The 24436-nt window shown below is 68.5% G+C and carries 18 protein-coding genes and 1 tRNA gene; 5 read left to right on the top strand and 14 right to left on the bottom strand.

Annotated elements, in window-relative coordinates:
- Positions 1 to 87: 87 nt before the first annotated feature.
- Positions 88 to 1389 (top strand): DNA polymerase III subunit delta', encoded by a 1302-nt coding sequence (locus tag HMPREF3121_RS06070; protein ID WP_070520964.1) that lies wholly within the window; start codon positions 88 to 90, stop codon positions 1387 to 1389.
- Positions 1390 to 1517: 128 nt separating this feature from the next.
- A tRNA-Thr gene (locus HMPREF3121_RS06065) sits at positions 1518 to 1593 on the top strand.
- Positions 1594 to 1806: 213 nt separating this feature from the next.
- Here HMPREF3121_RS06065 and HMPREF3121_RS06060 read toward each other — a convergent pair.
- From HMPREF3121_RS06060 to HMPREF3121_RS06045, 4 genes are all read right to left on the bottom strand, one after another.
- On the bottom strand, positions 1807 to 3165 hold the full coding sequence (locus HMPREF3121_RS06060; RefSeq protein ID WP_070520962.1) for an MFS transporter: 1359 nt from the start codon (positions 3163 to 3165) through the stop codon (positions 1807 to 1809).
- A 713-nt stretch (positions 3166 to 3878) separates the two neighbouring features.
- The gene (locus HMPREF3121_RS06055; RefSeq protein WP_070521046.1) at positions 3879 to 4739 is read right to left on the bottom strand and encodes an ABC transporter ATP-binding protein; all 861 of its coding nucleotides are present in this window, start codon (positions 4737 to 4739) and stop codon (positions 3879 to 3881) included.
- 26 nt (positions 4740 to 4765) lie between these two features.
- Positions 4766 to 5827 carry a FecCD family ABC transporter permease gene (locus HMPREF3121_RS06050; protein WP_070520959.1) on the bottom strand — a complete coding sequence of 354 codons (1062 nt, stop codon included), beginning with the start codon at positions 5825 to 5827 and terminating at the stop codon, positions 4766 to 4768.
- 21 nt (positions 5828 to 5848) lie between these two features.
- Positions 5849 to 6856: an ABC transporter substrate-binding protein gene (locus HMPREF3121_RS06045; RefSeq protein ID WP_246816087.1), complete on the bottom strand. Its 1008-nt coding sequence runs from the start codon at positions 6854 to 6856 to the stop codon at positions 5849 to 5851.
- Positions 6857 to 7053: 197 nt separating this feature from the next.
- Here HMPREF3121_RS06045 and HMPREF3121_RS06040 point away from each other — a divergent pair, with 197 nt between their 5' ends.
- The gene (locus HMPREF3121_RS06040; protein ID WP_070520957.1) at positions 7054 to 8298 is read left to right on the top strand and encodes an MFS transporter; all 1245 of its coding nucleotides are present in this window, start codon (positions 7054 to 7056) and stop codon (positions 8296 to 8298) included.
- An 83-nt stretch (positions 8299 to 8381) separates the two neighbouring features.
- Positions 8382 to 9368, top strand: a complete 987-nt coding sequence (locus HMPREF3121_RS06035; protein ID WP_275440887.1) for an NAD-dependent epimerase/dehydratase family protein — start codon at positions 8382 to 8384, stop codon at positions 9366 to 9368.
- A gap of 53 nt (positions 9369 to 9421) precedes the next feature.
- Here the strand turns inward: HMPREF3121_RS06035 and HMPREF3121_RS06030 are convergent, their stop codons facing one another.
- The 8 genes from HMPREF3121_RS06030 to HMPREF3121_RS05995 form a co-directional block, all read right to left on the bottom strand.
- Entirely contained in the window at positions 9422 to 10408 is a 987-nt protein-coding gene (locus HMPREF3121_RS06030; RefSeq protein ID WP_209654305.1) for a DsbA family protein, read from the bottom strand.
- Between the two features lie 66 nt (positions 10409 to 10474).
- Positions 10475 to 10861, bottom strand: coding sequence for a DUF2304 domain-containing protein (locus HMPREF3121_RS06025; RefSeq protein ID WP_070520949.1), 387 nt, complete (start codon positions 10859 to 10861; stop codon positions 10475 to 10477).
- Positions 10858 to 11583 carry a glycosyltransferase family 2 protein gene (locus tag HMPREF3121_RS06020; RefSeq protein ID WP_070521039.1) on the bottom strand — a complete coding sequence of 242 codons (726 nt, stop codon included), beginning with the start codon at positions 11581 to 11583 and terminating at the stop codon, positions 10858 to 10860. Before HMPREF3121_RS06020 ends, HMPREF3121_RS06025 begins: the two co-directional genes overlap by 4 nt.
- Before the next feature lie 33 nt (positions 11584 to 11616).
- On the bottom strand, positions 11617 to 12483 hold the full coding sequence (locus HMPREF3121_RS06015) for a glycosyltransferase (protein WP_246816086.1): 867 nt from the start codon (positions 12481 to 12483) through the stop codon (positions 11617 to 11619).
- 9 nt (positions 12484 to 12492) lie between these two features.
- Complete coding sequence (locus HMPREF3121_RS06010) at positions 12493 to 13878, bottom strand: polysaccharide biosynthesis protein (RefSeq protein ID WP_070520946.1); 1386 nt, start codon at positions 13876 to 13878, stop codon at positions 12493 to 12495.
- A complete protein-coding gene (locus HMPREF3121_RS06005; protein ID WP_070521032.1) occupies positions 13875 to 15278 on the bottom strand; it encodes a M1 family metallopeptidase in 1404 nt (467 codons plus the stop codon). The genes HMPREF3121_RS06010 and HMPREF3121_RS06005 overlap by 4 nt, the downstream gene beginning before the upstream one ends.
- Positions 15278 to 17461 carry a prolyl oligopeptidase family serine peptidase gene (locus tag HMPREF3121_RS06000; protein ID WP_083291338.1) on the bottom strand — a complete coding sequence of 728 codons (2184 nt, stop codon included), beginning with the start codon at positions 17459 to 17461 and terminating at the stop codon, positions 15278 to 15280. The genes HMPREF3121_RS06005 and HMPREF3121_RS06000 overlap by 1 nt, the downstream gene beginning before the upstream one ends.
- Positions 17462 to 17591: 130 nt before the next feature.
- Positions 17592 to 18704: an alpha/beta hydrolase gene (locus HMPREF3121_RS05995; protein WP_070521029.1), complete on the bottom strand. Its 1113-nt coding sequence runs from the start codon at positions 18702 to 18704 to the stop codon at positions 17592 to 17594.
- A gap of 646 nt (positions 18705 to 19350) precedes the next feature.
- On the opposite strand from HMPREF3121_RS05995, the gene lpdA reads away from it, so the two are divergent.
- Entirely contained in the window at positions 19351 to 20766 is a 1416-nt protein-coding gene (gene lpdA / locus HMPREF3121_RS05990) for a dihydrolipoyl dehydrogenase (RefSeq protein ID WP_210387252.1), read from the top strand.
- 322 nt (positions 20767 to 21088) lie between these two features.
- Here lpdA and ramB read toward each other — a convergent pair whose 3' ends face one another.
- Complete coding sequence (gene ramB, locus HMPREF3121_RS05985; protein ID WP_070520940.1) at positions 21089 to 22510, bottom strand: acetate metabolism transcriptional regulator RamB; 1422 nt, start codon at positions 22508 to 22510, stop codon at positions 21089 to 21091.
- Between the two features lie 295 nt (positions 22511 to 22805).
- The gene (gene aceA, locus HMPREF3121_RS05980; RefSeq protein WP_070520938.1) at positions 22806 to 24101 is read right to left on the bottom strand and encodes an isocitrate lyase; all 1296 of its coding nucleotides are present in this window, start codon (positions 24099 to 24101) and stop codon (positions 22806 to 22808) included.
- Positions 24102 to 24436: the final 335 nt, after the last annotated feature.

Raw genomic sequence — 24436 nt, 5'->3', positions numbered from 1 at the left:
GGGCGGGCCGGGTCCGGGTGGAGTCGACGGGAGGGTGGCTTTTTGCTTTGCGACGGTCGATCCGCGTCGCCAGCTATCGTGGTGCCCATGGAACAGGCCAGCGTTTTCGACCGTGTGACGGAATCGGGGGGCGTGCGGGCGACGTTGGTGGCCGCGGCACGTGCGGCGCGGGCGATCGTGCGCGCGGGGGATGACCCTGCGGCGCGGGCGGCGGCGGATCCGAAGGGGGAGATGACGCATTCGTGGTTGTTCACGGGGCCGCCGGGTTCGGGGCGGTCGACCACGGCGAAGGTGTTCGCCCAGGCGTTGTTGTGCACGGACCCCGAGATCGTCGGCTGCGGTCGCTGCCGGGGGTGTGAGACGGCGAAGGCGGGCACGCACGCGGAGATTCAGATCGCCGAGACCATGGGCGTGTCCATCGGCGTGGAATACACGCGCGAAGAGCTCGTCCGATGGGCATATGCGCTGCCCACGACGGCGGACTGGCGGGTGGTGATCATCAAAAAGGCCGATCGACTGACGCCCGAAGCCGCCAATGCCCTGCTCAAGGCGGTGGAGGAACCGCCGGCGCGCACCGTGTTCCTGATGTGCGCCCCGACGACGGATCCGGCGGATTTTTCGGTGACGCTGCGGTCGCGGTGCCGTCACGTGTACGTGCCCACGCCGACTTCGGAGGAGGTCGTCACCGCACTGAGGATCGAACATCCGGAGCTGACCGTTGAACAGGCCGAGTGGGCGGGCACCGTAGCCAACGGTCACATCGGGCGAGCCAAGAAGCTGGCCACCGATGAGGGGACGCGGGAGTGGCGCGGGCGGGCGCTGGATCTGGTGGAGGCGGTGTTCGATCCGGCCACGTCCTATCTGCGCACCCGTGAACTCGCGTCGAAGGCGGAGGCGGAGTCGAAGCGAAAAAACGAGCCCATCGAGGAAGTCGAGCTGGAGAAGCTGAGCAATGCGCTGGGCCTCGGTGCGAAGGGCAAGGGCGCGCAGGCGGCGACGCGAGGAGCGGCCAAGGAGATCAAGGACCTGGAGGCAGATCAGAAGCGCCGCCGGAAGCGGGACACGCTCGAATTCGTGGACATCGCGCTCATGGACATGATCGGGCTGCTTCGCGACGCCCTTTTGGTGTCCTCGGGAATCCCGGCCGATGGCGGCGATGCGGTGGCCGGCGGTGCCGGTGGCGGCGGTTCGATGCCCACACCGATCAATCCGGACCGTCGGCGCACGGCGGCGGAACTGGCGCGCCGGGTCCCCGCGGAGGGGCTGGTGGCGAGCATCGATGCCGTCATGGACGCCCGCCACGCGATGGCCCGCAACGTCCGCCCCGCCGTCGCCCTCGACGGAATGATGGGCGCGATGCAGGTGGCGTGCCGGGTGGGCCAGCGGTGACGCAGCCGTCGTAAAGCACACGCGCACGGGCCACGGCAACCGCGTTTGGCCCGGTAGGCGGCGGATTTTGGGGTGCGCGGGTGGTGCGATAGGATTTCGTCGGTAACCACGCGTGTCGTGGCGACTACGCCGCCTTAGCTCAGTCGGTAGAGCGCTTCACTCGTAATGAAAAGGTCGCGAGTTCGATTCTCGCAGGCGGCTCCACCAAAACCCCAGGTCAACCAGCCGGTTGGCCTGGGGTTTTCTCGTTTCCGCCGGACGGGGCCCGACGTGGCTGAGCTTGGGCCGTCAAACGCCGAAACCCGCCGCCCCAAGGGGAGGGGACGGCGGGTTTGCTCGGACGACGTGCGCGGCCCGCTCAGGGATGCGGGATCGCGATCACGGGGTGCGCGCCGGCATGGGCGGCGTTGAAGGGGCCTAGGCCTCTTCGTGCTTCAGGTTCAGCAGGTCGCGCTCCTCGAGGCCCTTCGGGAGCAGGAACAGCGCGATGAACGCCGGGATGGTCAGTGCGATGAGGTAGACGCTCACCTTCCAGGTGTCGCCGACGTACGTCTCGGTGGAGGAGGCGTCGAGAATCATCTGGGTGATCATCGGGGCGAACGCGCCGCCCAGGATCGCGCCGAGCGCGTAGGCGATGGACACGCCCGAGTAACGGACGTCCGCCGGGAACATCTCGGCGTACATGGCCGGCAGCGGGCCCAGCGTCAGGGCCAGCGGCAGCGCCAGGAAGGCGAGGGTGGCCAGGTAGATCGCCGAGTTGCCGGTGCCGATGAGGGTCCACATGAAGATCTCGCCGATGATCAGCAGCACGTAACCGATGATGAACGTGCGGGCGCGGCCGATCGAGTCGGAGATCATGCCCGACAGCACCATGAAGATCATCCAGCACACGCCGGCGACCAGGGTGCCGGTCCACGCCATCTCGGGGCTGATGCCGGGACCGCCGTTCTCCTTCGGGATCTGGGCGAACTTGCCGAAGAACGCGATGACCAGGTATCCCGGGGCCTGCTGGGCGGCGAAGATCAGCGCGCCCTGGATGACCTTGCGCCAGTGGTTCTTGAACAGCAGCGGCAGCGGTGCGGAACGCTCGGCGGACTCCGACTGCATGGCGCGGAAGACCGGGGACTCGTCGACGGCCCGGCGGATGAGGTAGCCGATGATGATCAGCACGAAGCTGAGCAGGAACGGAATGCGCCAGCCCCACTCCAGGTACGCATCATGGCCGATGGCGGCCTGGACGATGACGAGCACGGCGGTGGACAGCACCAGACCGGCCGGCACGCCGACCTGCGGCGCCGAACCGAACAGGCCGCGACGCTCCTTCGGGGCGTACTCCACGGCCATCAGCGCCGCGCCGCCCCACTCGCCGCCGGCGGAGATGCCCTGGATGATGCGGAGGAGAATCAGGATCAGCGGGGCCGCGATGCCCCAGGTGGCGTAGGTCGGCAGCACGCCGATGAGGAACGTGGCCAGGCCCATGCCGATGAGGGTGAACACGAGGACGCCCTTGCGGCCGAAGCGGTCGCCGATGTCGCCGGCGATGACGGCGCCCAGCGGGCGGAAGAGGAACGAAATACCCAGCGAGGCCCAGGAGATGATCTGGCCGACGGCGGCGTTCTCGCCGCTGGCCGGCTCGAAGAACTGGCTGCCGAAGATGAGGGCGGCGGCCTGGGCGTAAATGAAGAAGTCGTACCACTCGACGGTGGTGCCGATCAGCGTGCCCGACAGGACGCGCCGGCGCTGAGAGGTCTCAGCGGCGATGATGGACGTGGTCATGAAGTCTCCGGCTTTCGGATCTGTTCTGGCGCGGCGATCGGGCCGAACCAAGGTGGCGCCGGGGCGGCACTCTGGTGCGGTCCGAGTCCCCGCGAGAGGATTCGGGTGCGCGGTCGCGCCGGGCATACGGGATGCATCGGGGCGGCCGCGAAAGCGGGCGGCGCATGATCGCGTCGCAAGCGGGACGTATTTTTACACAGCGCCGCCGTCTCCGGCAGCTCGTCGGGTTTCCGGGAAGGCGAGGTTTCCAGGCGTCGGGGGTAGCGATTTCCGGTGATCGGCTGACCCCGGACGGGTACCTCCCGGGGTGTTTTCGGGCGACTCGGACATTGCCCCACGTGCCGGGGGTATTTGACGGGGGTGGGCGGGGTGCGGGGCGGCGGGGGCACCCGTTCGCCGACGCTCTCACTTACCTGCGGCGACGATTGGACGGGGTACGGCGGATAAGTACATAACTTTTCATTCAAAAGAAGATTTGGCGTGTGATTTTCGGGGCAACGGATGCTGGTGTGGCTGGTGTTGTGACGTCTATTACGGAATGGCAACGGCTGGATTGCGATGCGAGTTAGGTGCGTCACTTCATGGCTGTCGGGGGTGGGGAATGAATACCCCTATGCGGGGGTGGATCGGCTGGTGTTGACCCCCGGCCATGCCCGAACATCCACCGCGAAACGGCCCCGGTGAACCGCGCCCGGAAAGGACCGCGCGCCGGTTCAGCGTGCCGCGCGACGCCGATCACGCACGGGAGCAACCACCGGCCCGTCGGGTCGCTGCAGAATCTCGACGTTCGCGCCGTAGACCTCGGCGATGCGCTCGGCGGTGAGAATGTCCGCGGGGGCGCCGATGCAGGACAACGAACCGTCGTCGAGCAGGGCAATGCGATCCCCGTGCTGCCCCGCAAGCGTGAGGTCGTGCATGGCCGCGATGACGGTCAACCCGTGCAGCGCGCGAACTTCCTCCACCAGCTCCAGGACATCCTGGGCGTGGCCGATGTCCAGTGCCGAGGTCGGCTCGTCGAGCAACAGAACCGACGGTTCCTGGGCCAGCGCCCGGGCCAGCGTGACCCGCTGGCGTTCGCCGCCGGACAGTTCCGCCACGGCCCGATCGGCGAAACCGCCGAGTCCGAGCGTGTCCAGGCTGGCGTCGGTGACGCCGTAGTCGTCGGCGGAAAACGCCCCGACGTGCGGGTGGCGGCCCAACTGGACGTACTCGCGCACCGTCATCCCCTCCGGGATCACCGGCACCTGCGGCATCAGCGCCACCGTGCGTGCGAGCTTCCTGCGGCGCCGTGCGGCCCCGGGGGAGAAGGACCGCAGCGTGTGCAGCGCGCCCGAACCGCCGATGATGTCGTGGCCCGCCACGCTGATCGTCCCCGACTCGGGGGCGATGACCTGAGCCAGCGCAAGCAGCAGCGTCGACTTTCCGCAGCCGTTCGGGCCGGCCAACGTCAGCCAGCCGCCTGCGGGCACGGACAGCGACACCCCGGCCACCGCATCTCGGTCGGCTCCGTCGTAGCGCACCCGGACGTTGCGGCACCGCACCGCACCGTCGGTGCCGTCCGCGGGCGCGGGTATGTTTTCGGGCTCATGCTTGCCGACGTTCACCGACCGGCCCTCCCGGTGCGGCTGAAGCGGCGCAAGATGAAAAGGAAGAAAGGCGCGCCGACGGCCGCGGTGACCACGCCGACGGGCAACTCGGACGGCGCGAGGACCGTGCGGGCGAGCGTGTCGGCGAGCAGCAGGAAAATGGCGCCCCAGATCAGGGTCAACGGCAGCAGCAGCCGGTGTCCCGGCCCGACGACGAGCCTCAGCGCGTGCGGCACGATGATGCCCACGAATCCGATCAGGCCCGAGACGCTCACGACGGCGGCGGTGCCCAGCGTCGCCACGGCCACCAGGGCCAGCCGCGCCTTCCCGGGATCGACGCCGAGCATGCGGGCCTCGACGTCCCCGACGGTCATGACGTCGAGGACGCGCGCCGCGCCGACGACGGCCGCCCAGCAGATCGCAGAGGGCACCAGCACCAGGGCCACCGACTCCCAGCGCGTCACGCCGAGGTTGCCGAGCATCCACGAGTAGACGCGCTGGATCGTCTCGATGTTGCGCTGCTGGATGAACGTCTGCGCGGCATTGGCGAACGCCGCCACCGCCACGCCGGCCAGCACCACCACGGTCGCCGATCCGCCGTGCCCGACGCCGCGGCTGACCAGGTAGGTCGCGCCGACCGCGGTCACGCCGCCGATGAACGCGGCGGCGACCACTCCCGCCCCGCCGGCCCCGAACCCGACCGCGGCCCCGGAGACGACGGCCAGGGTCACGCCCAGGCCCGCCCCGGAAGACACGCCCAACAGGTACGGGTCGGCCAGCGGATTGCGGAACACCGCCTGATACGCCGCGCCGGCGATGGCCAACGTCGCACCGACGATGATGCCCATCGCCACCCGCGGCAGTCGGATGTTCCACAGAATCGCGTGGTCACGCGGGGTCAGTGCGTCGGCGCCGATGAGCTCGCGCGCGACGTCGGCGGGCGGCAGCCGCACCGCGCCGGTGAACAGCGACAGCAATGCGGCCGCGATGAGCAGCACCAGAGACACGGTGACGGCGACCACCGGGGAAGGGCGCTTCACGACGCTCCGCCGCAGCTCCTCGGTCACCGTGGTCATCGCGGGCACAGTCCCACGAGATCAGTTCGCCGCTGCGGGGACCGTGGCGTCGGAAAGCGCCCGGGCGATGTCGCGGAACAACTCCGGCAGACGCGGCCCCCAGCGCGACGCGAGGTCCTCGTCCAGTGCCGTGATGTTGCCGTTCTTCACCGCCGTGATCTGGTCCCACCCCGGGCGAGCCGCGACGTCGTCGGCGGTCATCGATTCGGAGGTGGCGTTGGCCAGGAAAATCAGGTCCGGATCGGCGGCGATGATCGCCTCGGCGTTCAGCTGCGGGTAGCCGGAGTCGCCCGTGGCGATCGAGGCCAGGCCGAACTCCCGGTACACCGCGCCCAGGAACGTGTGGTCCGTGATCGAGTAATGATCCGACGACACCTCGTGGTAGTACGTCAGCCCCGAGTCGCGCAGCTCGGCGGACACCGAATCGACGGCTTCCCCGATGTCCGCGGCCATGTCCTTGACCACCTCGGCCGCGTCGCCGACGTGGCCGGTGGCGACGCCGAGAGTTTCGATTTGCGCGTACGCGTCGCCGAGATCTTCGGCGGCGGGCAGCACCAGCACCGGCACCCCGACGGCGGCCATGCCCTGCGACAGGGAATCGTCCTGGCCGGAGACGATCACCAGGTCCGGATCATGGGTCAGCACCGCCTCGACGTTCGGGCGGTGGCCCGACAGGCCCTCCACCACCGGCGCTTCCGCGGGGTAATACGAGTACTCGTCGACGGCGACGACCTGATCGCCGGCGTCGATGGCGAACAGCGACTCCGTGGCGGAGGGGGAGAGGCTGACGATGCGCTCGGGGCGCGCCTCGATGGTGACCTCCTCGCCGGAACCGGCGGCGCCCGAGGCCACGGACACGGGGAAAGCCCCGTCGCCGTCGCCGCCGCCCGCGCCCGCGTCATCGTCTCCGTCCGCGCCGCAGGCGGTCAACGCCAGGGCGGACAGGAGAAGGCCGACGATGGCGGCCACCATGGATCGGAAACGCGGGCGGTCGGAGGTTCCGCCGCCGGTCAGGGGTTGCGTGAACATGATGCTCCTCGGGAAGCGAAGGGCGCGGGACGGCGCCACCGGATTCTCCGGGACGGGCCGGGTGATCGGCGGTCACGGTGGTCGTCGCCAAGCCTAGCCAAGCGCATCGGCGCATCGGCAGCCCCGAACGGGGCGGCGGCATCGGCAGGTGTCCGTAAATTGCGGTAATCGGATCGGGCAGTCGTAAGGTATGCCGCATGTCGCGTACCGAAGGAGCGGCCGCGCGCCGCAGCTCCATGCCCCAGTGGTTCCTGGTGGCCATCGCCGTGTTCGCGGTGGCCTGGGGAGGCAATCAGTTCACCCCGCTGATGGTGATGTACCGCCTCAACGGCGACCTCGACCTCGTCTTCGTCGATCTCCTTCTGTTCATCTACGCGCTCGGCATCGCGCCGGCGCTGCTGATCTCCGGCCCGCTGTCGGACCGCATCGGCCGCAAGCCGGTGATGCTGTCGGCGCCGGTGTTCTCCATCGTCGGTTCGGCGCTCATCGCCGCGGGCGAGACGACGGGCCCGCTGCTGCTGGTCGGCCGCGCGCTGTCGGGCGTGGGCGTCGGCATCGCCATGGCCGTGGGCGGTTCGTGGGTGAAGGAACTGTCGGACCCGCGCTTCGACGCGAAGGCGAAGTCGGCGTCGGGCGCGAAGCGGCAGTCGATGGCGTTGACGCTGGGCTTCGGCATCGGCGCGGGCATCGCGGGTTCGCTGGCCCAGTTCGCGCCGCTGCCCGGCCAGTTGCCGTACATCCTGCACATCGTTCTTACGGTGCCGACGATCATCGCCATGGTGGTCGTCCCGGAAACCCGTCAGTCGCCGCATCTGGCGGGCGGCCGGCGCGAGACGATCCTGCAGTCGCTGCGCACGCCGTCGGTGACGCACCCCCGCTTCCTGCTGGTCGCGGCGATGGTGGCACCGTGGGTCTTCGGTGCGGCGGGCGTGGCGTACGCGATCATTCCGTCGCTGATGCAGGAGGAGGTCGGCCAGCCGGTGTTCTTCTCCGCGCTGGTGACGTTCTTCGCGTTGCTGTTCGGCTTCGGCATCCAGCAGGTCGGTCCGCGCATCGCGTCGGACACGTCGGCCCGCGGTTCGCTGGTGGCCATGGGCATCGTGGTGGTGGGCATGACCCTGGCGATGTGGATGTCCGCGTCGCCGACGATCCCCGGCGCCATCGTCGCCGCGCTGGTGTTGGGCATGGGCTACGGCCTGTCCATGTTCACGGGCCTCAACGAGGTCCAGCGCATCGCCGGCCCGCGCGACCTCGCCGGCCTGACGGGCATCTTCTACTGCCTGACGTACATCGGCTTCGCGTTCCCGGCGATCCTGACGAAGCTGTCGGAGTCCATCGAGTGGATGACCTACCCGGTGATGCTCGGCGCCGGCATGGTCATCGCCGTCGCCATGGCCGCGGTCATCGCCGTCAATTCGCGACGCTGGCTGCCGCAGGACTGATTTCCCGCCGCTTTGCTTTGCGACGCCGACGTGCCCGGCCAGGGGCGTCGTAAAGCAAGGACAGTCGGCGTACCATGCGATGCATGCCAGCCGACATGCGAGATAACACCCCCACCACCGCCTTTCCGCCCAGCCGTGCGCTGGTGACCGGCGGGGCCGGGTTCATCGGATCGACTCTCGTCGATCGGCTGCTCGACGACGGCCACGCGGTCACCGTCGTCGACGACCTGTCGCACGGCCGGCTCGCCAACCTCGAGGATGCTCGGTCCACCGGCGCCGACCGCTTCGAATTCGTCGAGGCCGACGTCCTCGCCGTCGACTGGGACGAGCTGCTCGACCGGGTGCGCCCCGAGGTGATCTTCCACCTCGCCGCCCAGATCGACGTCCGCGAATCCGTCGCCGACCCCGTGCACGACGCGGAGCTGAACATCATCGGCACCATCCGCATCGCCGACGCCGCCCGCCGCCACGGCGTGCGCAAGATCGTGTTCACGTCGTCGGGCGGCTCGATCTACGGCACCCCCGACTCCTTCCCCGTCGGCGAGGACCAGGAGGTCCGGCCGCTGAGCCCCTACGCCGCATCGAAGTCCGCCGCCGAGCAGTACCTGAACATGTTCCGCCGCCTCTACGGCCTGGACTGCTCGCACATCGCGCCCGCCAACGTCTACGGGCCGCGGCAGGACCCGCATGGCGAGGCCGGCGTCGTCGCCATCTTCGCCCAGCGCCTGCTCGCCGGCGAGGACACCCGCGTGTTCGGCGACGGCGGCAACACCCGCGACTACGTTTTCGTCGGCGACGTCGTCGACGCCTTCGTCCGCGCGGCGGGCACGGCCGGGTCGGGGATGCGGTTCAACATCGGCACCGGCGTGGAGACCACCGACCGGCACCTGCACACGCTGGTCGCCGAGGCCGCCGGCGCCGACGACGACCCCGAGTACGCCCCCGCCCGACGGGGCGACGTGCCCCGGTCGGCGTTGGATCCGGCGCTGGCCGGCGAGGTGCTGGGGTGGCGGCCGCGCGTCGACATCGCCGAAGGGGTGCGCCGCACCGTCGACTACTTCCGCGGATAGGCCGGGTTCACGTCCTTCGCGCCCGCCACCCGCGGGTGAGCCGGGGCAGGGGGCTACTGCTCGGCGCGCTTGGCCTTCATCAGCTCCAGCTCGATGTTGTCCCGGAAAACCTGCTCCGGAAGGGCACCCGACACCGGCGTCGTGCCGATGACGAACTGCGGGGTGCCCTGCACGCCGATGCTGTGCGCATACGCCGTCGACTCCTGGACCGCCTTCTCCCACGTGCCGTCCTCGAGCTGCTCGCGGAACAGATCGATGTCCTCGACGCCGGCGGTGCGGGCGGCGTCGACCAGCTCATCGACCGTGAACTCCGGGTGCCCGTTGCCCTTGGCCACGGCCGCGTCGAACACCGCCTTCTGGAACTCCCAGAACTTGCCCTGCGCCGCCGCCGCACGACCCGCCTGGGCCGCCTGCGCCGCCGGCCCACCGGCCGCCGAATCGTTCCACTCGATGCGCAGCAAACCCGAATCGACGTAATCGGCGATGAGATTCGGCTGCGTGTCCACCGCGTAGCGGGCGCAGAACGGGCATTCGAAGTCGGAGAACATGGTCATCACCACCGGGGCGTCGAGGGCGCCGAGCGCGAACGGGTCGGCCTCGTCGCGGCGGTGGATGTTGGCGATGTCCTCCATCGTCGCCACCGCCGAGCCCTCGCGGGGACCGACGATGCCCGCATCGAACGTGCCGTCGTCTCCGGCCACCGGTCCGTCGAAGTTCTTGCCCGCCGACGCGCCCGCCAGGTTCACGTCGCCGCCGCCCGGGCCGAACGAGTTGCCCGCGATGAACGCCAGACCACCGACCAGCAGCAACAATGCGGCGAACCACACCCACAGCGCCGGCGGGACGGTCTTGAGGGAGCGGGTGTCGGTCTCCTCGTCGGCTGCGGCGGCGGTGGCCGCGTCTCCGTCGACCTCGGCGTCGGTGGCGGCGGTGGTCGTGTCGGCGTCGGCCACAGCATCGGAGGCCGCGTCTCCGCCGGCGGGCAAGGGATTGTCGTCGTGTGCGTCGGTGTCGGGAAGCGCGTCGTCGGATCGAGTCATGGCGCCCATTGTGCAGGGTGGTCGACGCCCACGCCGAACCGGGTCGTCGTCACGCGAAAAACGGGCCTACGCCTCCCGCGACGGCACCGTCCCCGTGGCACCGGGCATCGGATCCCGCGGAGCCACCGCCGTCTGCAGCGCGACGGCGCGGGCGAGCCGGGCATAGCGCAACTCCTGCTCGCGGAACCGGATGTACGAACTCACCGTCGTGAACACGAACGCCAGCACCAGCATGTACAGCAGCAGATCCGTGCCGCGCGACACGCCCACCCAGTTCGCCACCACGGTGAGGTCATCGGGCCGCACGATCGCCCACACGCACGCCGCGAGGAACACGAGGAACCCCAGCTTCACGCCGGCTTTCGCCCGCGCCTTCCGCCGGTTGGCCACGAAATACCAGACCAGGGCGACCATCGCCGCCAGCAGCAGAACCTGGATGATGTTCGCGGTCACGGGAGCCTCCTGGCGATGAGCGAGTCGGAGAGGATGTTGACGCCGTTGAACAGCGACTGGCCCTTCGACATCGAATATTCGGTGTACAGGATGTCGACGGGCTGCTCGGCCACGCGCCACCCCAACTCGTCCATGAGGTTGACGAACTCGGAGGCGTGGCTCATGCCGTTCATGCGCAGGTTCGTCTCCATCGCGACCTTGCGGTTGAAGGCGCGCAGCCCGTTGTGCGCGTCGGTCAGGCCCAGGCGGCGGGTCCGCGGCGACAGGGCGACGACGGTTTTCAGCACGATGCGCTTGATCAGCGGCACCTGGTCGTCGTCGGACTTCGGCCGCCCGAACCGCGTGCCGACGATGATGTCGACGGGTTCTTCGCGCAGCCGCCGCACCATGGCCACGACGTCCTTGACCTGGTGTTGGCCGTCGGCGTCGAAGGTGACGAAGTACTTCGCGCCGGCCTGGGCCCGTGCGTATTCGATGCCGGTCTGGATCGCCGCGCCCTGGCCGAGGTTGACCGGGTGGTTGACCAGGTGCGCGCCGGCGGCGTGGATTTCGGCGGCCGAGTCGTCGCGGGAGCCGTCGTTGACGGCGACGATGTTGGGGAAGGTTTGGAGGGCGTTTTCCAGCACGCCGCGGATGACGGTGGCTTCGTTGTAGCAGGGGACGATGAGCCAGGTGTCCGAAAAGTCGGTCCCGTCATCGTTGGGGGCTGCGCTGTGATCCATGATGGTGCCCATCGTAGTGCCCGAAAACGGTTTTCAGCGACGGCTCGCGCGGCGGTGGAACAGTGCGCGGTAGGTGCGCCGGAGCAGGCCGGTGGGCAGCAGCCGGAAGGCGGAGCGGGCGGCGAAGTTGAACGCGGCGCGCGGCCTCGACACCAGGCCCAGTTCCACCAGCGTCGCCTGCATGCGCCTTTCGGCGGCGACGATGCCGTCCGACCGCCGCCGGTCGAGCATTCCGGTGGTGCGGAAGCGGGTCAGCGGCCGGGGCAGGTTCACGAAGCGTGCGCCGTCGGCGAGCAGCCGCGCCCACAGGTCGTAGTCCTCCATGTACGGCGCATCGCGGTAGCCGCCGACCTTCTTCACGCGGGCGGTGCGGTACATGACGGAGGGGTTGTTGATCGGCGAGTTCATCCGCGCGTACGCCGCGATCTCGTCGTGCGTTTCGGGCAGCGCGCGGATGCCGGTGATCTCGCCGCCGAGGTCGTCGTCGAATTCGGCCATCGCGGTGCCGATGACGTCCGGTGCCGGGCCCGTGCTTGACGACGGGTCGGCGTGGCCGTCGGCGACCCGGAGTTGTTCCTCGAACCGGGTGGGTTCGGCGATGTCGTCGGCGTCGAGACGGGCGCACCACTCTTCGTCGATGAGGTCGAGGCCGCTTTGCGACGCCGGGCCGGACCCGCGGTTTTCGGGCTGCGGCCGGTAGTCGAGTTCGGGGTGGGCGGCGCGGTGGCGTTCGATGACGGAGTCGAGGCCCGGGGTCAGGGGGCCGTCGCCGATGAGCACGACCCGGCCGGCGGGCACGGTTTGGGCCCACAGGGAGTCCAGGGCCTCGTCGAGATGTCGTTGGTCGACGCGGTGGTAGACGGTCATCAACACTGCGAGGTCGGTGCGGGGGGCGTTCACGCCTTCACCTTAGGTTTGCGCGGGCGGCGGAGTGGGGGAGGACTGCGGCGGCGCGCCGGGGACCGGGCCGATGCCTCCGGCTGCGTCGTCGGCGGCGTCGGCGGCGACGGTGGCGACGACGGTGGCCTTGTCCGCCGGATCCTCGGGGGCGACGGCCCTGAGCACCAACAGGTGGAGGACGACGCCGAGGGTCGGGCCGACGACCAGGGCCAGCACGCTGCGCAGTTCCAAAGTGTCCGGGCCGAAGAGCACCGCCGTGGCGACGATCGTCGCCAGCAGCCAGCCCGCCAAGTACGCCCGGTGACGGCCGACGGCGAGGGTGACCGCGCCGGTGACCATGAGCACCGCGGTGAACGTCGCGCCCAGCGTCAACCCGGCGAGCGTGCGGCCGGGCACGAAATAGTCGGGCTTCAAGATGACCTCGAGGATCCACGGCCCGATCAGCCACGCCAGCGCCGAACCGAACACGCCGAAGGCGAACAGGGCGCCCAACGGCTTGGCCAGAGCGGCGAGCGGCCCGCCCGTGGAGCGGACGAAGTGGACGATGATGGCGTTCTGGAACTTCTCCAGGGGCATGAGCAACGGCGCGCGGGTCAACGTCACCGCGTAGGCGATGCCCGCGGCGGTGACCGCGCCCAGCACCCCGGTGCCATGATCGGCGCTGATCTTCACCAGCGTGGGGAACCCGGTCACCAGCACCGCCGACGCACCGGCCGCCCCCATCGCCGTGATCATCAACGGTACGAAACGCCGCACGGGCACGTCGGCGCGCGACGCCATCGCCCGCCGCGTCGCCGGCGACACCGCCGCCAACAACAGCCAACTGACCGTGCCGATCACCGTGATCCACAGCCACGCGACGAGACCCCACCCGAACCACCAGGCCAGCACGGCCGGCACGACGCGGGTGACGATGTCCAGGATGATCAGCGCCGCATACTGCCCCCACAACCGCGCACCAGACAACACGCCGGACACCGCCGCCTGCATGGCGTACATGGCCAAACCACCGGCCATGAGCAGCACCGCCGACACGTGCGCGTCATCGACGACCAGGCCGACCCACAACGGCCCCGACGCCGCGAACAACACGAACGTCACCGCGGCCACCCCGGCGGCCACGACCATCGGCCGCGCCCGCACCACCCGCCCGGCGTCTCCCGGGACGGGGCCGGAGGGCCCGTGCGACGGGCCGTCGTCACGCGCGGCCGCCGCCCCCACCGCCCGCGTGGTCTCCTGCATCAGGCCGCCGAGCACCCCCGTCATGGCGAAGAACAGGCCCCAATAGGCGACGAACTGCAAATTGACGTCCGTGCCCAACCCCCACGCCGACAAAAACAGGATGGCGAAACTGCCGACGGCGGCGACGAGAGTCGCCAGGGTCAACCACTTCACGGGCGCGCCGCCGGATCCACGGGAAACTCGGGCAGTTCCGTCTTGTTCACCCACGCATCGAAAATCGCGTCGAGGTGCGACGTGGTGATGCCCCGCTCCCGGCACATGCGGTTGGCCAGCGCCCGGAAATCGACCGCATCGACCACCGAATGCCGGTTCGTCGTCGCCCACGTGCGCACGAACTCGAAGAACACCTCGTCGCCGAACAACAACCGCAGCGCATGCACCGTGATGGCACCGCGCTTGTACAGGCGGTCGTCGAACATGTCGACCGGACCCGGGTCCGCGATGCGCAGGTCCTGGGGCTTGTCGACGAGCTCGTCGTAATGCTTCTTCGCGGACTCCTCCGCCGTCGGGCCGCCGTTGGCCTCCGCCCAAATCCACTCGGAATAACAGGCGAAACCCTCGTTGAGCCAGATGTCGCGCCACTGCGACAGACCCACCGAATTGCCGAACCACTGGTGCGACAGTTCATGGGCGATCAACCGGTTCCACGTGTCCTTGCCGTCGGCGTGATTGGCGCCGAAGATCGACAGCCCCTGGGCCTCCAGGGGAATCTCGAGATTGTCCTCGACGATGACCACCCGGTAATCCGGGAACGGGTACTCGCCGAACCGGTCGACGAAAAGCTCCAGCATCCTGCCCTGATCGCGGAAGTCATGTTTGACCCGCTGCACCAGATGCGCCGGCGCGTAGGCGATGACCGGCGCCACCGAACATGGCAGCTCCACCCGCGAGTACTGGCCGATCTGGATGGTGACCAGGTAGGACGCGATCGGCTCGGCGGAGGAAAACGTCCAGCGACGGCGCGAACCGCCGGCCTTCTGCGGCGGCGACGGACGGCCCGTGGCCACCACCGTGTACGGGGCGTCACAGGTCACGGCGATGTCGTAGCGCGCCTTCGTCTCCGGGTCATCATCGCACGGGAACCAGCTGGCCGCGCCGATCGGCTGCGAGGCGATGAGCGACCCGTTGGTCAGCTCCTCCCAGCCCAGCTCACCCCACTTCGACTTCACCGGGCCCGGATTGCCCGAGTACCGCACCGTCAGATTGAGGGTCTCCTCCGGCTCGAGCATCCGGTCGAACGTCACGCGCAGCTTCCGGCCCGACTGCCGCCACCGGGCGACGTCGACGTCCGAGTTGCGCACGTCGGTGTCCGCGTCGACGGAATCGACGCCGAGGACGTCGGCGAAATCGAGCGTCAGCCCCTCGATGTACGCGTTGACCTCGATGTGCAGCACGGCCGTCGCCTTGAGTCGGTTCGGGCCGACGCGGTAGTCGAGGTCCAGGTCGTAATGGTCGACGCGGAAACCGAGGTTGAACGGGATGCCGGTGTAATCGTTGGTCGGTCGCACGCCCCTCACTGTAAACGGGAGGCGGAACCGGGGCCGCCACGGCATCATCCCAGAGCCCTCCACAACCAGGAATGGATCAGCGCCTCCATGTGCGCGACCTGGGCGTTGTCGGCGGCGCCGGCGTGGCCGCCCTCGGTGTTCTCGTGGTAGTCGACGGGCTGTCCGGCCTCGCGCAGCAGCCACGCCAGGCTGCGGGCGTGGGCGGGATGGACGCGGTCGTCGCGGGTCGACGTGGTCACCAACGCCGGGGGATAGGGTCGGTCGTCGCGCCGGGCGATGCGCTGCACCGGCGACCACTCGCGGATCGCGGCGCCCTCGGTCCCGTCGTCGGGGTCCCCGTACTCGGCCATCCACGACGCGCCCGCCGACAGCCGGTGGTATCGCAGCATGTCGGCCAGCGGCACCTGGCTGACCACCGCGCCGACGCGCTCCGGATACGACGTCAGGGCCACGGCCGACAGCAGGCCGCCGTTGGATCCGCCCCGGATGGCCAGGGTGTCCGGCGTCGCGTAGCCGCGGGCGACGATGTCCTCCAGCACGGCGCGGTGATCTTCGTAGACTTTCCCGCGGTTGAGCTTCACCGCCGACGAATGCCACTCCGGCCCGAACTCGCCGCCGCCGCGCAGGTTCGCCTCCACGGACAGTCCGCCGCGGGCGAGCCAGCCCATGCCGCGCGTCGCCGAGTAGCCCGGCACGAGCGACACCTCGAAACCGCCGTAGGCGTGGACGAGGGTGGGGCGCGGCCCGGCCGCCCCGCCCGCCGCGTCGCCGGCATCGCCCTCGAAGTCCGACCCGGCCGAGTCGCCGCCACCACGCCCCTCACGCCCGCGGCGCCCGTCGTCAAGCAGTCCGGTGATGCGGTACGGAATTTTCGTGCCGTCGGCGGACGTCGCCCAGTGCAGACGGGTGGACATGCCGGTGGCGTCGAAGAAGGAGGGGGCGCGCCGGGCGACCCGCGGGGGCTCGTCGGCGCCGGACCGCGTCAGCCATAGCGTCGCCGGCTCCAGCGTCGACGATCCCGCCAGCCACAGTTCATCGTCGCGCGTGGGCGAGGTGCCCACCACCGACACCGACGCCGACTCCGGCAGCCCCGGGATCGTCCCCTCGGCCCAGTCGCCGATGGACAAGGGGACCAGTCGAGTGGCCACGTCGTGGAGCAGCGTCAGCACCAGGTGGTTCTTCGTCCACGCCACCGACTGCAGCGACGTGTGCGCGTCGGGGGTGAACAAGGTGCGGCAGTCGCGGTTGCCGCCGAGCCATTCGTCGACGACCGCGACGGCGAGGCCGCCGGCCGGGACGCCGTTGAAGTCGGTGCGGGGCATGAGCAGCAGGTATTCGCGATGCACGCTCACACGGCAATCATCGGGAACCTCAATGATTTGCAGGCCCCCATCAGTTCGGATGAAGCGCCGGGACCGGTAGAAATCGATCGCCCGCTCCACGAACAACCGCTCGAACCCCTCGGTCGCGTCGAACCACCCGCCGACGGCGACGTCGTCGTCATGCCCGGAAAAGATCAGCTCCGCCTCGTCCAACGCCGTGCCGCGCCGCCATGAAAACACCTGCTTCGGATACCCCGACGCCGTCAGACTGTCCGGCCCCATGTCGGTGCCCACGAGAATTTCGTCGCGGCCGACCCACGACACGTCCGACTTCGCCTCCGGCAGCTCGAACGGCGACTCCGCCACGAACTCGAGGGTTTCCAGGTCGAACTCGCGGACCACCGACGCGTCGGCGCCGCCCCGCGACAGATGCACCAGGGCGCGGTCGTAGTCCGGGTACCGGCACTGCGCGCCCTTCCACACCCAGTTCTCGCTTTCCGACGACGCCAACGCATCGACGTCGATCAGAACCTCCCACTCGGGCTCCCCGGACAGAAACGACTCCAACGACGTGCGCCGCCACAACCCCCGCGGATGCTCGCCGTCGCGCCAGAAGTTGTACAAGTGCTCGCCGCGGCGGACGGGGTAGGGGATCCGGGCATCGGTGTCCAACGCGGCGAGAATCTCCCGCTCCAGCTCATCGCGGGACGAATCGCCGTCGAAAAGCGACTCCGTCTCCCGGGTGCGCGCCCGGGCCCACTCCAACGCACGCTCGCCCTCGATGTCGTCGAGCCACTCGGGCACGCCGTCGGTCGGCAGGAAACGCGCGGCGAAGGCGCCGGTGCCGCCATCGGAGTCGGCGCCCGAGCCGTCGTCGGGGCTGGGGTCGGCAAAGGAAAACACCATGACCCGAATGTAGGTCATCCGCCCGCAGCCACCGGAGGAACCGAACGAAAAAGGGCCCCGGCGGATGTCCACCGGGGCCCGAAGCGCACGGTCGCGCGCGACGACCACCTGGTCGCCGCCTCATCGCCGCCTAGTTGTACAGCACCTTGGAGAACAGGACATCCCAGGAGTCGTGCAAGTCATCCTGCCAGTAGCCCCACGAATGGGTGCCGGCGTTGCCCAGATCCCAGTGCGCCTCGATGCCCAGCGAATCCAGCTTCGCCTTGAACACGTTGGTGCAGAAGTTCGTGCCGCCCTCGATGGCCGACCCCGTGGTGCGCTGCGCGATCAGCTGCATCTCGTCGTCGACGTTCGGGTGCGCGGTGGTGTCCCACTCGCCCCACAGGCCGGTGCCGTTGGAGATGTACATCTGCTGGCCGGCCAGCTTCTCGGCGTTGACCAGCGGATCGTTGTACGTCCAGACGTCGCCCGGACGCGGGCCCCACATCTGCTCGCCGGTCAGTCCCTTGCGGTCGAGGACCAGCTGGATCGCCTGCGCGCCGATTTCGTCGGAGGTCTGGGCGCAACCCGAGAAGGAACCGATGCCGTCGTACAGGTCGGGGCTGTGCTGCGCGAAGTTGAGCACCGACGTCGCCGACATCGACATGCCGATGATGCCGCGCTTGCCGTTGCCGCCGATCTGCGCCTCCAGGGCCTCCGGCAGTTCCTTGGTCAGGAAGGTCTCCCAGGTCTGCTTGCCCACCGGGGTGTGTTCGTCCACCCAGTCGGTGTAGTAGGAGAACTCGCCGGACTGGACGATGACGACGTTGACGTCCTTGTCGGAGAAGAAATCGATGATGTCGGTCTGGTACAGCCAGGACGCCTTGCCCTCGCCGCCGTCGGCACCGTTGAGGACGTACAGCGTCGGGCGCGGCGCGTAGATCGCGTCGCCCTCCAGGCCCTTCGGGTGGATCCACACCAGCGGCACCGCACGGTCCATGGACACCGAACCCGCCCAGACTTCCTTGACGTTGTCGTGGCCGCGGATCAGGTCGCGCCAGTGCGGGTTGGCCTTCTCCAGCTCGCCGATGGCGACCGGGGCCGGGGTGACGCCCGCAGCGTCGGCGATCGGGGTGGCCACCGGGTTCGCGGCCGGCTGCTCGGCCGCCGGCTGGGCCAGGGACGCCGGGGCCATGGCGACGGGCGCCAGGGCGACCATCGCGGCGGCGGTCGCCGACATGAGGCGGGTGCGGGTCTTCTTCATCGTGAGCTCCATGAGGCCGGGCGGCCTGATCGAATGCCGTGCGAAAGCTGCGCGCCGAATCGGCGGCGGCTTAGGCGAGGCTGTTGTGCGTAAATCACATGGCAGGTTACCCCAGGGCGGGTCGATGCGAAACCCGGCGAGCGCAGGTGGATCGGCCTTTTCCCACACGTGGCGGGGGTCACATGATTTGGAATCCCGGTTGTGAACTGGTGTTACGCGTGTGAAAATTGCGACTAGAGTGATTTGGGGTTGGTGGTGAAGAGGTTCGCCGGGGGCACCCGCCCTCCCGGCAGTCACCCCGGTTCCGCCCCGTCTTCGCGACACAACCCGCCGAATCCCCGTACAACATCCCTCCCGAAAAGGACCGTCATGCTGCCCCACGAATCCTTCCTCATCGACCTGTTCGAGACCCTCGGCATCAACGTGAACGGTGGGTCGTCGTCGATCGCCGACATCCTCATCGCCCTCGGCATCTTCTAGATCCCGTTCGCCTGGGTCCGTCGCCGCCTCGGCATCTGTCAGGTTCCGTTCGGCGTCCCCGGGATCTCCCAGACCCCACTCGCCAGGATCCCGTTCGACGCCCGATCCGCCCCCGCGCGCTTCCACCGGGATGACTGTCGCCACGACCGCGCGTACCCTTGTCTTCGTGGCTGAACATTATGATCTCGTTGTCCTCGGCGCCGGTCCCGGCGGATACGTCGCCGCCATTCGCGCCTCCCAGCTCGGCTTGAAGGTCGCCGTCGTCGAAAAGCAGTACTGGGGCGGTGTCTGCCTCAACGTGGGCTGCATCCCCTCCAAGTCGCTGTTGAAGAACGCCGAGGTGGCGCACATCTTCAACCACCAGGCCAAGACCTTCGGCATCTCCGGCGACGTCTCCTTCGACTTCGGCGCTGCGCACGACCGCTCCCGCAAGGTGTCCGCGGGCATCGTCAAGGGCGTCCACTACCTGATGAAGAAGAACAAGATCGACGAGGTCGACGGCTGGGGCGAATTCAAGGACGCCAACACCATCGTCGTCACCGACGGCAAGGACGAGGGCACCGAGCTCACGTTCGACAATGCCATCATCGCGACCGGCTCCGTCGTCCGCTCCCTGCCGGGCGTCGAACTCGGCGGCAACATCGTCTCCTACGAGGAGCAGATCCTCTCCGCCGACCTGCCCGACTCGATGGTCATCGTCGGCGCCGGCGCCATCGGCATGGAGTTCGCCTACGTCCTGGCCAACTACGGCGTCGACGTCACCATCGTCGAGTTCATGGACCGCGTCCTGCCGAACGAGGACGAAGACGTCTCCAAGGTCATCGCCAAGGAATACAAGAAGCTCGGCGTCAAGCTCATGACCGGCCACAAGACCACCTCGATCGTCGACAACGGCGACTCCGTCGAGGTCAAGGTCGAGGCCAAGGACGGCGGCGACGAGCAGACCCTGACCGTCGACCGCGTCCTGGTCTCCATCGGTTTCGCGCCGCGCACCGAGGGCATCGGCCTGGACAAGGCGGGCGTCGAGCTCGGCGAGCGCGGCGAGATCACCATCGACGACTACATGCGCACCAGCGTCGACCACATCTACGCCATCGGCGACGTCACCATGAAGCTGCAGCTGGCGCACGTGGCGGAGACCATGGGCGTCATCGCCGCCGAGCACATGGCCGGCCATGAGACGGCCGTCATCGAGGACTACCTCAACATGCCGCGCGCGACGTTCTGCAACCCGCAGGTCGCCTCCTTCGGCAAGACCGAGGCGCAGGCGAAGAAGTGGGCGGAGGAGAACGACCGCGAGATCACCGTCTCCACCTTCCCGTTCTCCGCCAACGGCAAGGCGCAGGGCCTGGCGGAGGCCACCGGCTTCGTCAAGCTCGTCGCCGACGCCGAGTACGGCGAGCTGCTGGGCGGCCACATGGTCGGCGCCAACGTCTCCGAGCTCATGCCGGAGCTGGTGCTGGCCCAGAAGTACGAGCTGACCTCCGAGGAGATCGGCCGCGCCACCCACATCCACCCGACCATGTCCGAGGCGATGAAGGAAGCCGCAGAGGGCCTGATGGGCAAGATGATCAACCTCTAGTCCGGATCTTTTCCGGCGTCGGCGCCGGGTCGCGGGTGTTCCCCGTGGCCCGGCGCACGGCTTTTCGACGGTCGTGTCCGTCCGAACCGGTGCGTCCCGCTGACCACCCCTCCGCCAAACCACGGGGTCCAAACTGCGGGGTCGGTCATTTTTCGGCGCTAAACCACGGGGGCGATACGGACCCCGTGTTTTAGACCCCGTGGTTTGGGTGAAGTGGTTTGGGTGAAGTGGTTCGGACCCCGTGGTTTGGGTGCGCGACGGGCCGACGGTCAGTAGGCGCGCGGCGGTCCGACGGTCAGTAGGGCGCGCGACCGGCCGGCCGTCAGTAGGGCGCGACCGAAGATCGGTGCGCGTTGACGTCGATCGCACGGTGAATCGGCGGGAACGCACGCTGTGGGCAATCGTCGCGGCTGCACACGCGACAACCCGCCCCAATCGGCGTCGCCGCCTTCTCGTCGTTGATGTCCAGGCCCTCCGAATAGACGGTGCGGTGAGCGTGCCGGGCCTCGCAGCCCAAACCGATCGCGAACGTCTTGCCCGGCTGGTTGTACCGGGCGGTGTGATGCTCCACGGTGCGCGAAATCCACAGGTAAGAGCGTCCATCCGGCATCACCGCCACCTGCCGCATGATCTTGCCCGGGTACGAGAACGTCTCATAGACGTTCCACAGCGGGCACGTGCCACCCGAATTGGTGAAGTGGAACCCCGTCGCCGACTGCCGCTTCGACATGTTGCCGGCGCGGTCCACCCGCACGAACGTGAACGGGATGCCCCGCAGGCTCGGTCGCTGCATCGTGGACAGGCGGTGACAGATGGTCTCGTAGCCGACGCCCGCGTGTCGAGCAAGAAACTCGATGTCGTACCGGTTCGCTTCGGCCAGCGCATGGAACTTCTCGTACGGCAGGATCAACGCCCCCGCGTAATACGTGGCCACGCCGCGCAACGCCAACGCCCGCGAATCGCTGGACGTGAAATGCCCCTCGGAGACCTCCTCCCGGATCAGATCGCCGCACTCGAAGTAACCGAGTTCCGTGGCCATGCGGAACGCCCGCTGACCGGCGGACAGCCCGCGGGCCAAATCCAGCTCGCCGGTGTCTGGGTCGAAATGGTGCTGGGTGTTGCCCATGTCGGAGCGAGTGCGGATTTTCACCCCGTGCTCGTCCCGCAGCCGACGGGCGAGAATCTCCTCGACGTCCCTGTCGTCGTCGGTCGTGCCCAACTCCCTGGCCAGGCTCTCCGCAGCCAAATCAACCGAGTCGATGTAGTTCTGCCGCGAGTAGAAGTAGTCGCGCACTTCCTCGTGAGGCATGGTCAACGCCCGCGACGCCGCCCCGGGCGAATCCCCGTGGAAATTCCGGTCGTCCGTGGCCAGCGACAACTTGTCCGTGACGTTGCGGTACCGACGGTGCACATGCACCATCGCGCGGGCGATCTCCGGGTGATTGCGCACCATGTCGGAAATCTCCTGCAGATCCACGGGGGCGGGGCAGACTTCCTTGTCCAGAACCACGTCCTGGACCTCCGCGAGCAATCGGGAATCGTCGTCGCGGGAAAAGAACGTCGCATCGACGCCGAAGGTCTCGGTGATCTTCAACAACACCGGCACGGTCAGCGGACGGACGTCATGCTCGATCTGGTTCACGTAGCTGGCGGACAACCCCAGCGCCTGTGCCAGCGCCGCCTGGCTCATGTCCCGTTCCCGACGCAGCTGCCGGAGCCGGGAACCCACATACGTCTTGGCCATGAATCAAGGTTAGCAGCGCTGGCAAAATCGGAACCTCAATCGGTTAACTCTGCCAAGTAATGTTCTGGGCAGGCGGACAGTGCGCCGTCTGGCTCGAAGTGCTTCGGCCTTGGGCGGGATTCGCCGGGCGTGCGGCCGGCCCGCGGCCATCGTTCCAAGTCGCCCAAACACGGAAAAACCGCCCAGGAAAAACCTGGGCGGTTGTTCACGATGGCCACGCGGCGACCCGATCAGGGCCGCCACGCCGTTCCAAGCGTTTCAGTGGCCCGTCGTCAAGCAACGGGAACCGAAAGGCTTACTTGAACTGGCCCTCCTCGGTGGAGCCCTTCAGGGCGGTGGTGGAGGAGTTCGGGTCGACGGTGGTGGCGATGCGGTCGAAGTAGCCGGCGCCGACCTCGCGCTGGTGCTTGACGGCGGTGAAGCCACGCTCCTCGGCGGCCTTGAACTCGCGGTTCTGCAGGTCGACGAAGGCGGTCATCTGCTCGCGGGCGTAGCCGTACGCCAGGTCGAACATGCCGTAGTTCAGGGCGTGGAAGCCGGCCAGGGTGATGAACTGGAACTTGAAGCCCATCTTGCCCAGCTCGTTCTGGAACTTGGCGATCTCGTCGGCCTCGAGGTGCGCCGACCAGTTGAAGGACGGGGAGCAGTTGTAGGCCAGGAGCTGGTCCGGGTACTCGGCCTTGACGGCCTCGGCGAACTGCTTGGCCAGCTCGAGGTCCGGGGTGCCGGTCTCCATCCAGATCATGTCGGCGTACGGAGCGTAGGACTTGGCGCGCGCGATGCAGGGCTCGATGCCGTTCTTGACGCGGTAGTAGCCCTCGGCGGTGCGGTCGCCCTCGATGAACTTCTGGTCGCGCTCGTCGACGTCGGAGGTGATCAGGGTGGCCGCCTCGGCGTCGGTGCGCGCGATGATGACGGTCGGGGTGTTGGCGACGTCGGCCGCGAGGCGAGCCGAGGTCAGGGTGCGGATGTGCTGCTGGGTCGGGATCAGCACCTTGCCGCCGAGGTGGCCGCACTTCTTCTCGGAGGCCAGCTGGTCCTCCCAGTGGGTGCCGGCGGCGCCGGCCTGGATCATGGCCTTCTGCAGCTCGTAGACGTTCAGCGCGCCACCGAAGCCGGCCTCGCCGTCGGCGACGATCGGCAGCAGCCAGTTGTCGACCGAGGTGTCGCCCTCGATGCGGGCGATCTCGTCGGCGCGCAGCAGAGCGTTGTTGATGCGGCGGACGACGGCCGGCACGGAGTTGGCCGGGTACAGCGACTGGTCCGGGTAGGTGTGGCCGGCGAGGTTGGCGTCACCGGCGACCTGCCAACCGGAAAGGTAGACGGCCTTCAGGCCGGCGCGGGCCTGCTGCACGGCCATGTTGCCGGTCAGGGCGCCCAGGGCGTTGATGTAGGAGTCGTCGTCGACGTTGACGCCCTCCCAGAGGATCTCGGCACCACGGCGAGCGAGGGTGTTCTCCTCGACGACGGTGCCCTGGAGCTCCGCCACCTGCTCGGCGGTGTACTCGCGCTTGATGCCCTTCCAGCGGGGGTTCTCGTCCCAATCCTTCTGGATTTCCTGGGCGGTACGGGCCTTGCCGACGTTCGACATATCCGGGTCACTTCCTTAAGTAACGTCTGGGATCCGGAACCGTCCGCGACGCTCGATGCAGGGCGAGGCTTTCGGCATCCGGGATTGCGAGTGCACGACGGAAACGGTCGTCTCCCGGTGGAGTGCGCGATCGGGCGGAGAAAACACCCAATGTGCGGCCTGGACGACTGCCCGCTTTCGCGTGCCTTGATACCCATCATGGGGTAATTCGCCCGTTCCGTCAAGGAAAGGGGGTTGCGAATTTCAGTGGGTTTTTCCGGCGAACCTGCAAATGTTGCAAAGCGCGGGATGTGGCGCCCGTCACCGACTTAACCGCAGGTAGGTGCCCATGGGAG

This window comes from Corynebacterium sp. HMSC11E11 (assembly GCF_001807025.1).
Lineage (GTDB): Bacteria > Actinomycetota > Actinomycetes > Mycobacteriales > Mycobacteriaceae > Corynebacterium > Corynebacterium freneyi.
This window is presented reverse-complemented; position numbering and strand designations above follow the sequence as displayed.

Bases quoted from the DNA above. Each gene is read 5' to 3' on its own strand.
- HMPREF3121_RS06070 (WP_070520964.1), top strand. From the start codon at position 88: ATGGAACAGGCCAGCGTTTTCGACCGTGTGACGGAATCGGGGGGCGTG.
- HMPREF3121_RS06060 (WP_070520962.1), bottom strand. From the start codon at position 3,165: ATGACCACGTCCATCATCGCCGCTGAGACCTCTCAGCGCCGGCGCGTC.
- HMPREF3121_RS06050 (WP_070520959.1), bottom strand. From the start codon at position 5,827: ATGACCACGGTGACCGAGGAGCTGCGGCGGAGCGTCGTGAAGCGCCCT.
- HMPREF3121_RS06045 (WP_246816087.1), bottom strand. From the start codon at position 6,856: ATGTTCACGCAACCCCTGACCGGCGGCGGAACCTCCGACCGCCCGCGT.
- HMPREF3121_RS06040 (WP_070520957.1), top strand. From the start codon at position 7,054: ATGTCGCGTACCGAAGGAGCGGCCGCGCGCCGCAGCTCCATGCCCCAG.
- HMPREF3121_RS06035 (WP_275440887.1), top strand. From the start codon at position 8,382: ATGCCAGCCGACATGCGAGATAACACCCCCACCACCGCCTTTCCGCCC.
- HMPREF3121_RS06030 (WP_209654305.1), bottom strand. From the start codon at position 10,408: ATGACTCGATCCGACGACGCGCTTCCCGACACCGACGCACACGACGAC.
- HMPREF3121_RS06020 (WP_070521039.1), bottom strand. From the start codon at position 11,583: ATGGATCACAGCGCAGCCCCCAACGATGACGGGACCGACTTTTCGGAC.
- HMPREF3121_RS06005 (WP_070521032.1), bottom strand. From the start codon at position 15,278: ATGCCGTGGCGGCCCCGGTTCCGCCTCCCGTTTACAGTGAGGGGCGTG.
- HMPREF3121_RS06000 (WP_083291338.1), bottom strand. From the start codon at position 17,461: ATGGTGTTTTCCTTTGCCGACCCCAGCCCCGACGACGGCTCGGGCGCC.
- HMPREF3121_RS05995 (WP_070521029.1), bottom strand. From the start codon at position 18,704: ATGAAGAAGACCCGCACCCGCCTCATGTCGGCGACCGCCGCCGCGATG.
- ramB (WP_070520940.1), bottom strand. From the start codon at position 22,510: ATGGCCAAGACGTATGTGGGTTCCCGGCTCCGGCAGCTGCGTCGGGAA.
- aceA (WP_070520938.1), bottom strand. From the start codon at position 24,101: ATGTCGAACGTCGGCAAGGCCCGTACCGCCCAGGAAATCCAGAAGGAT.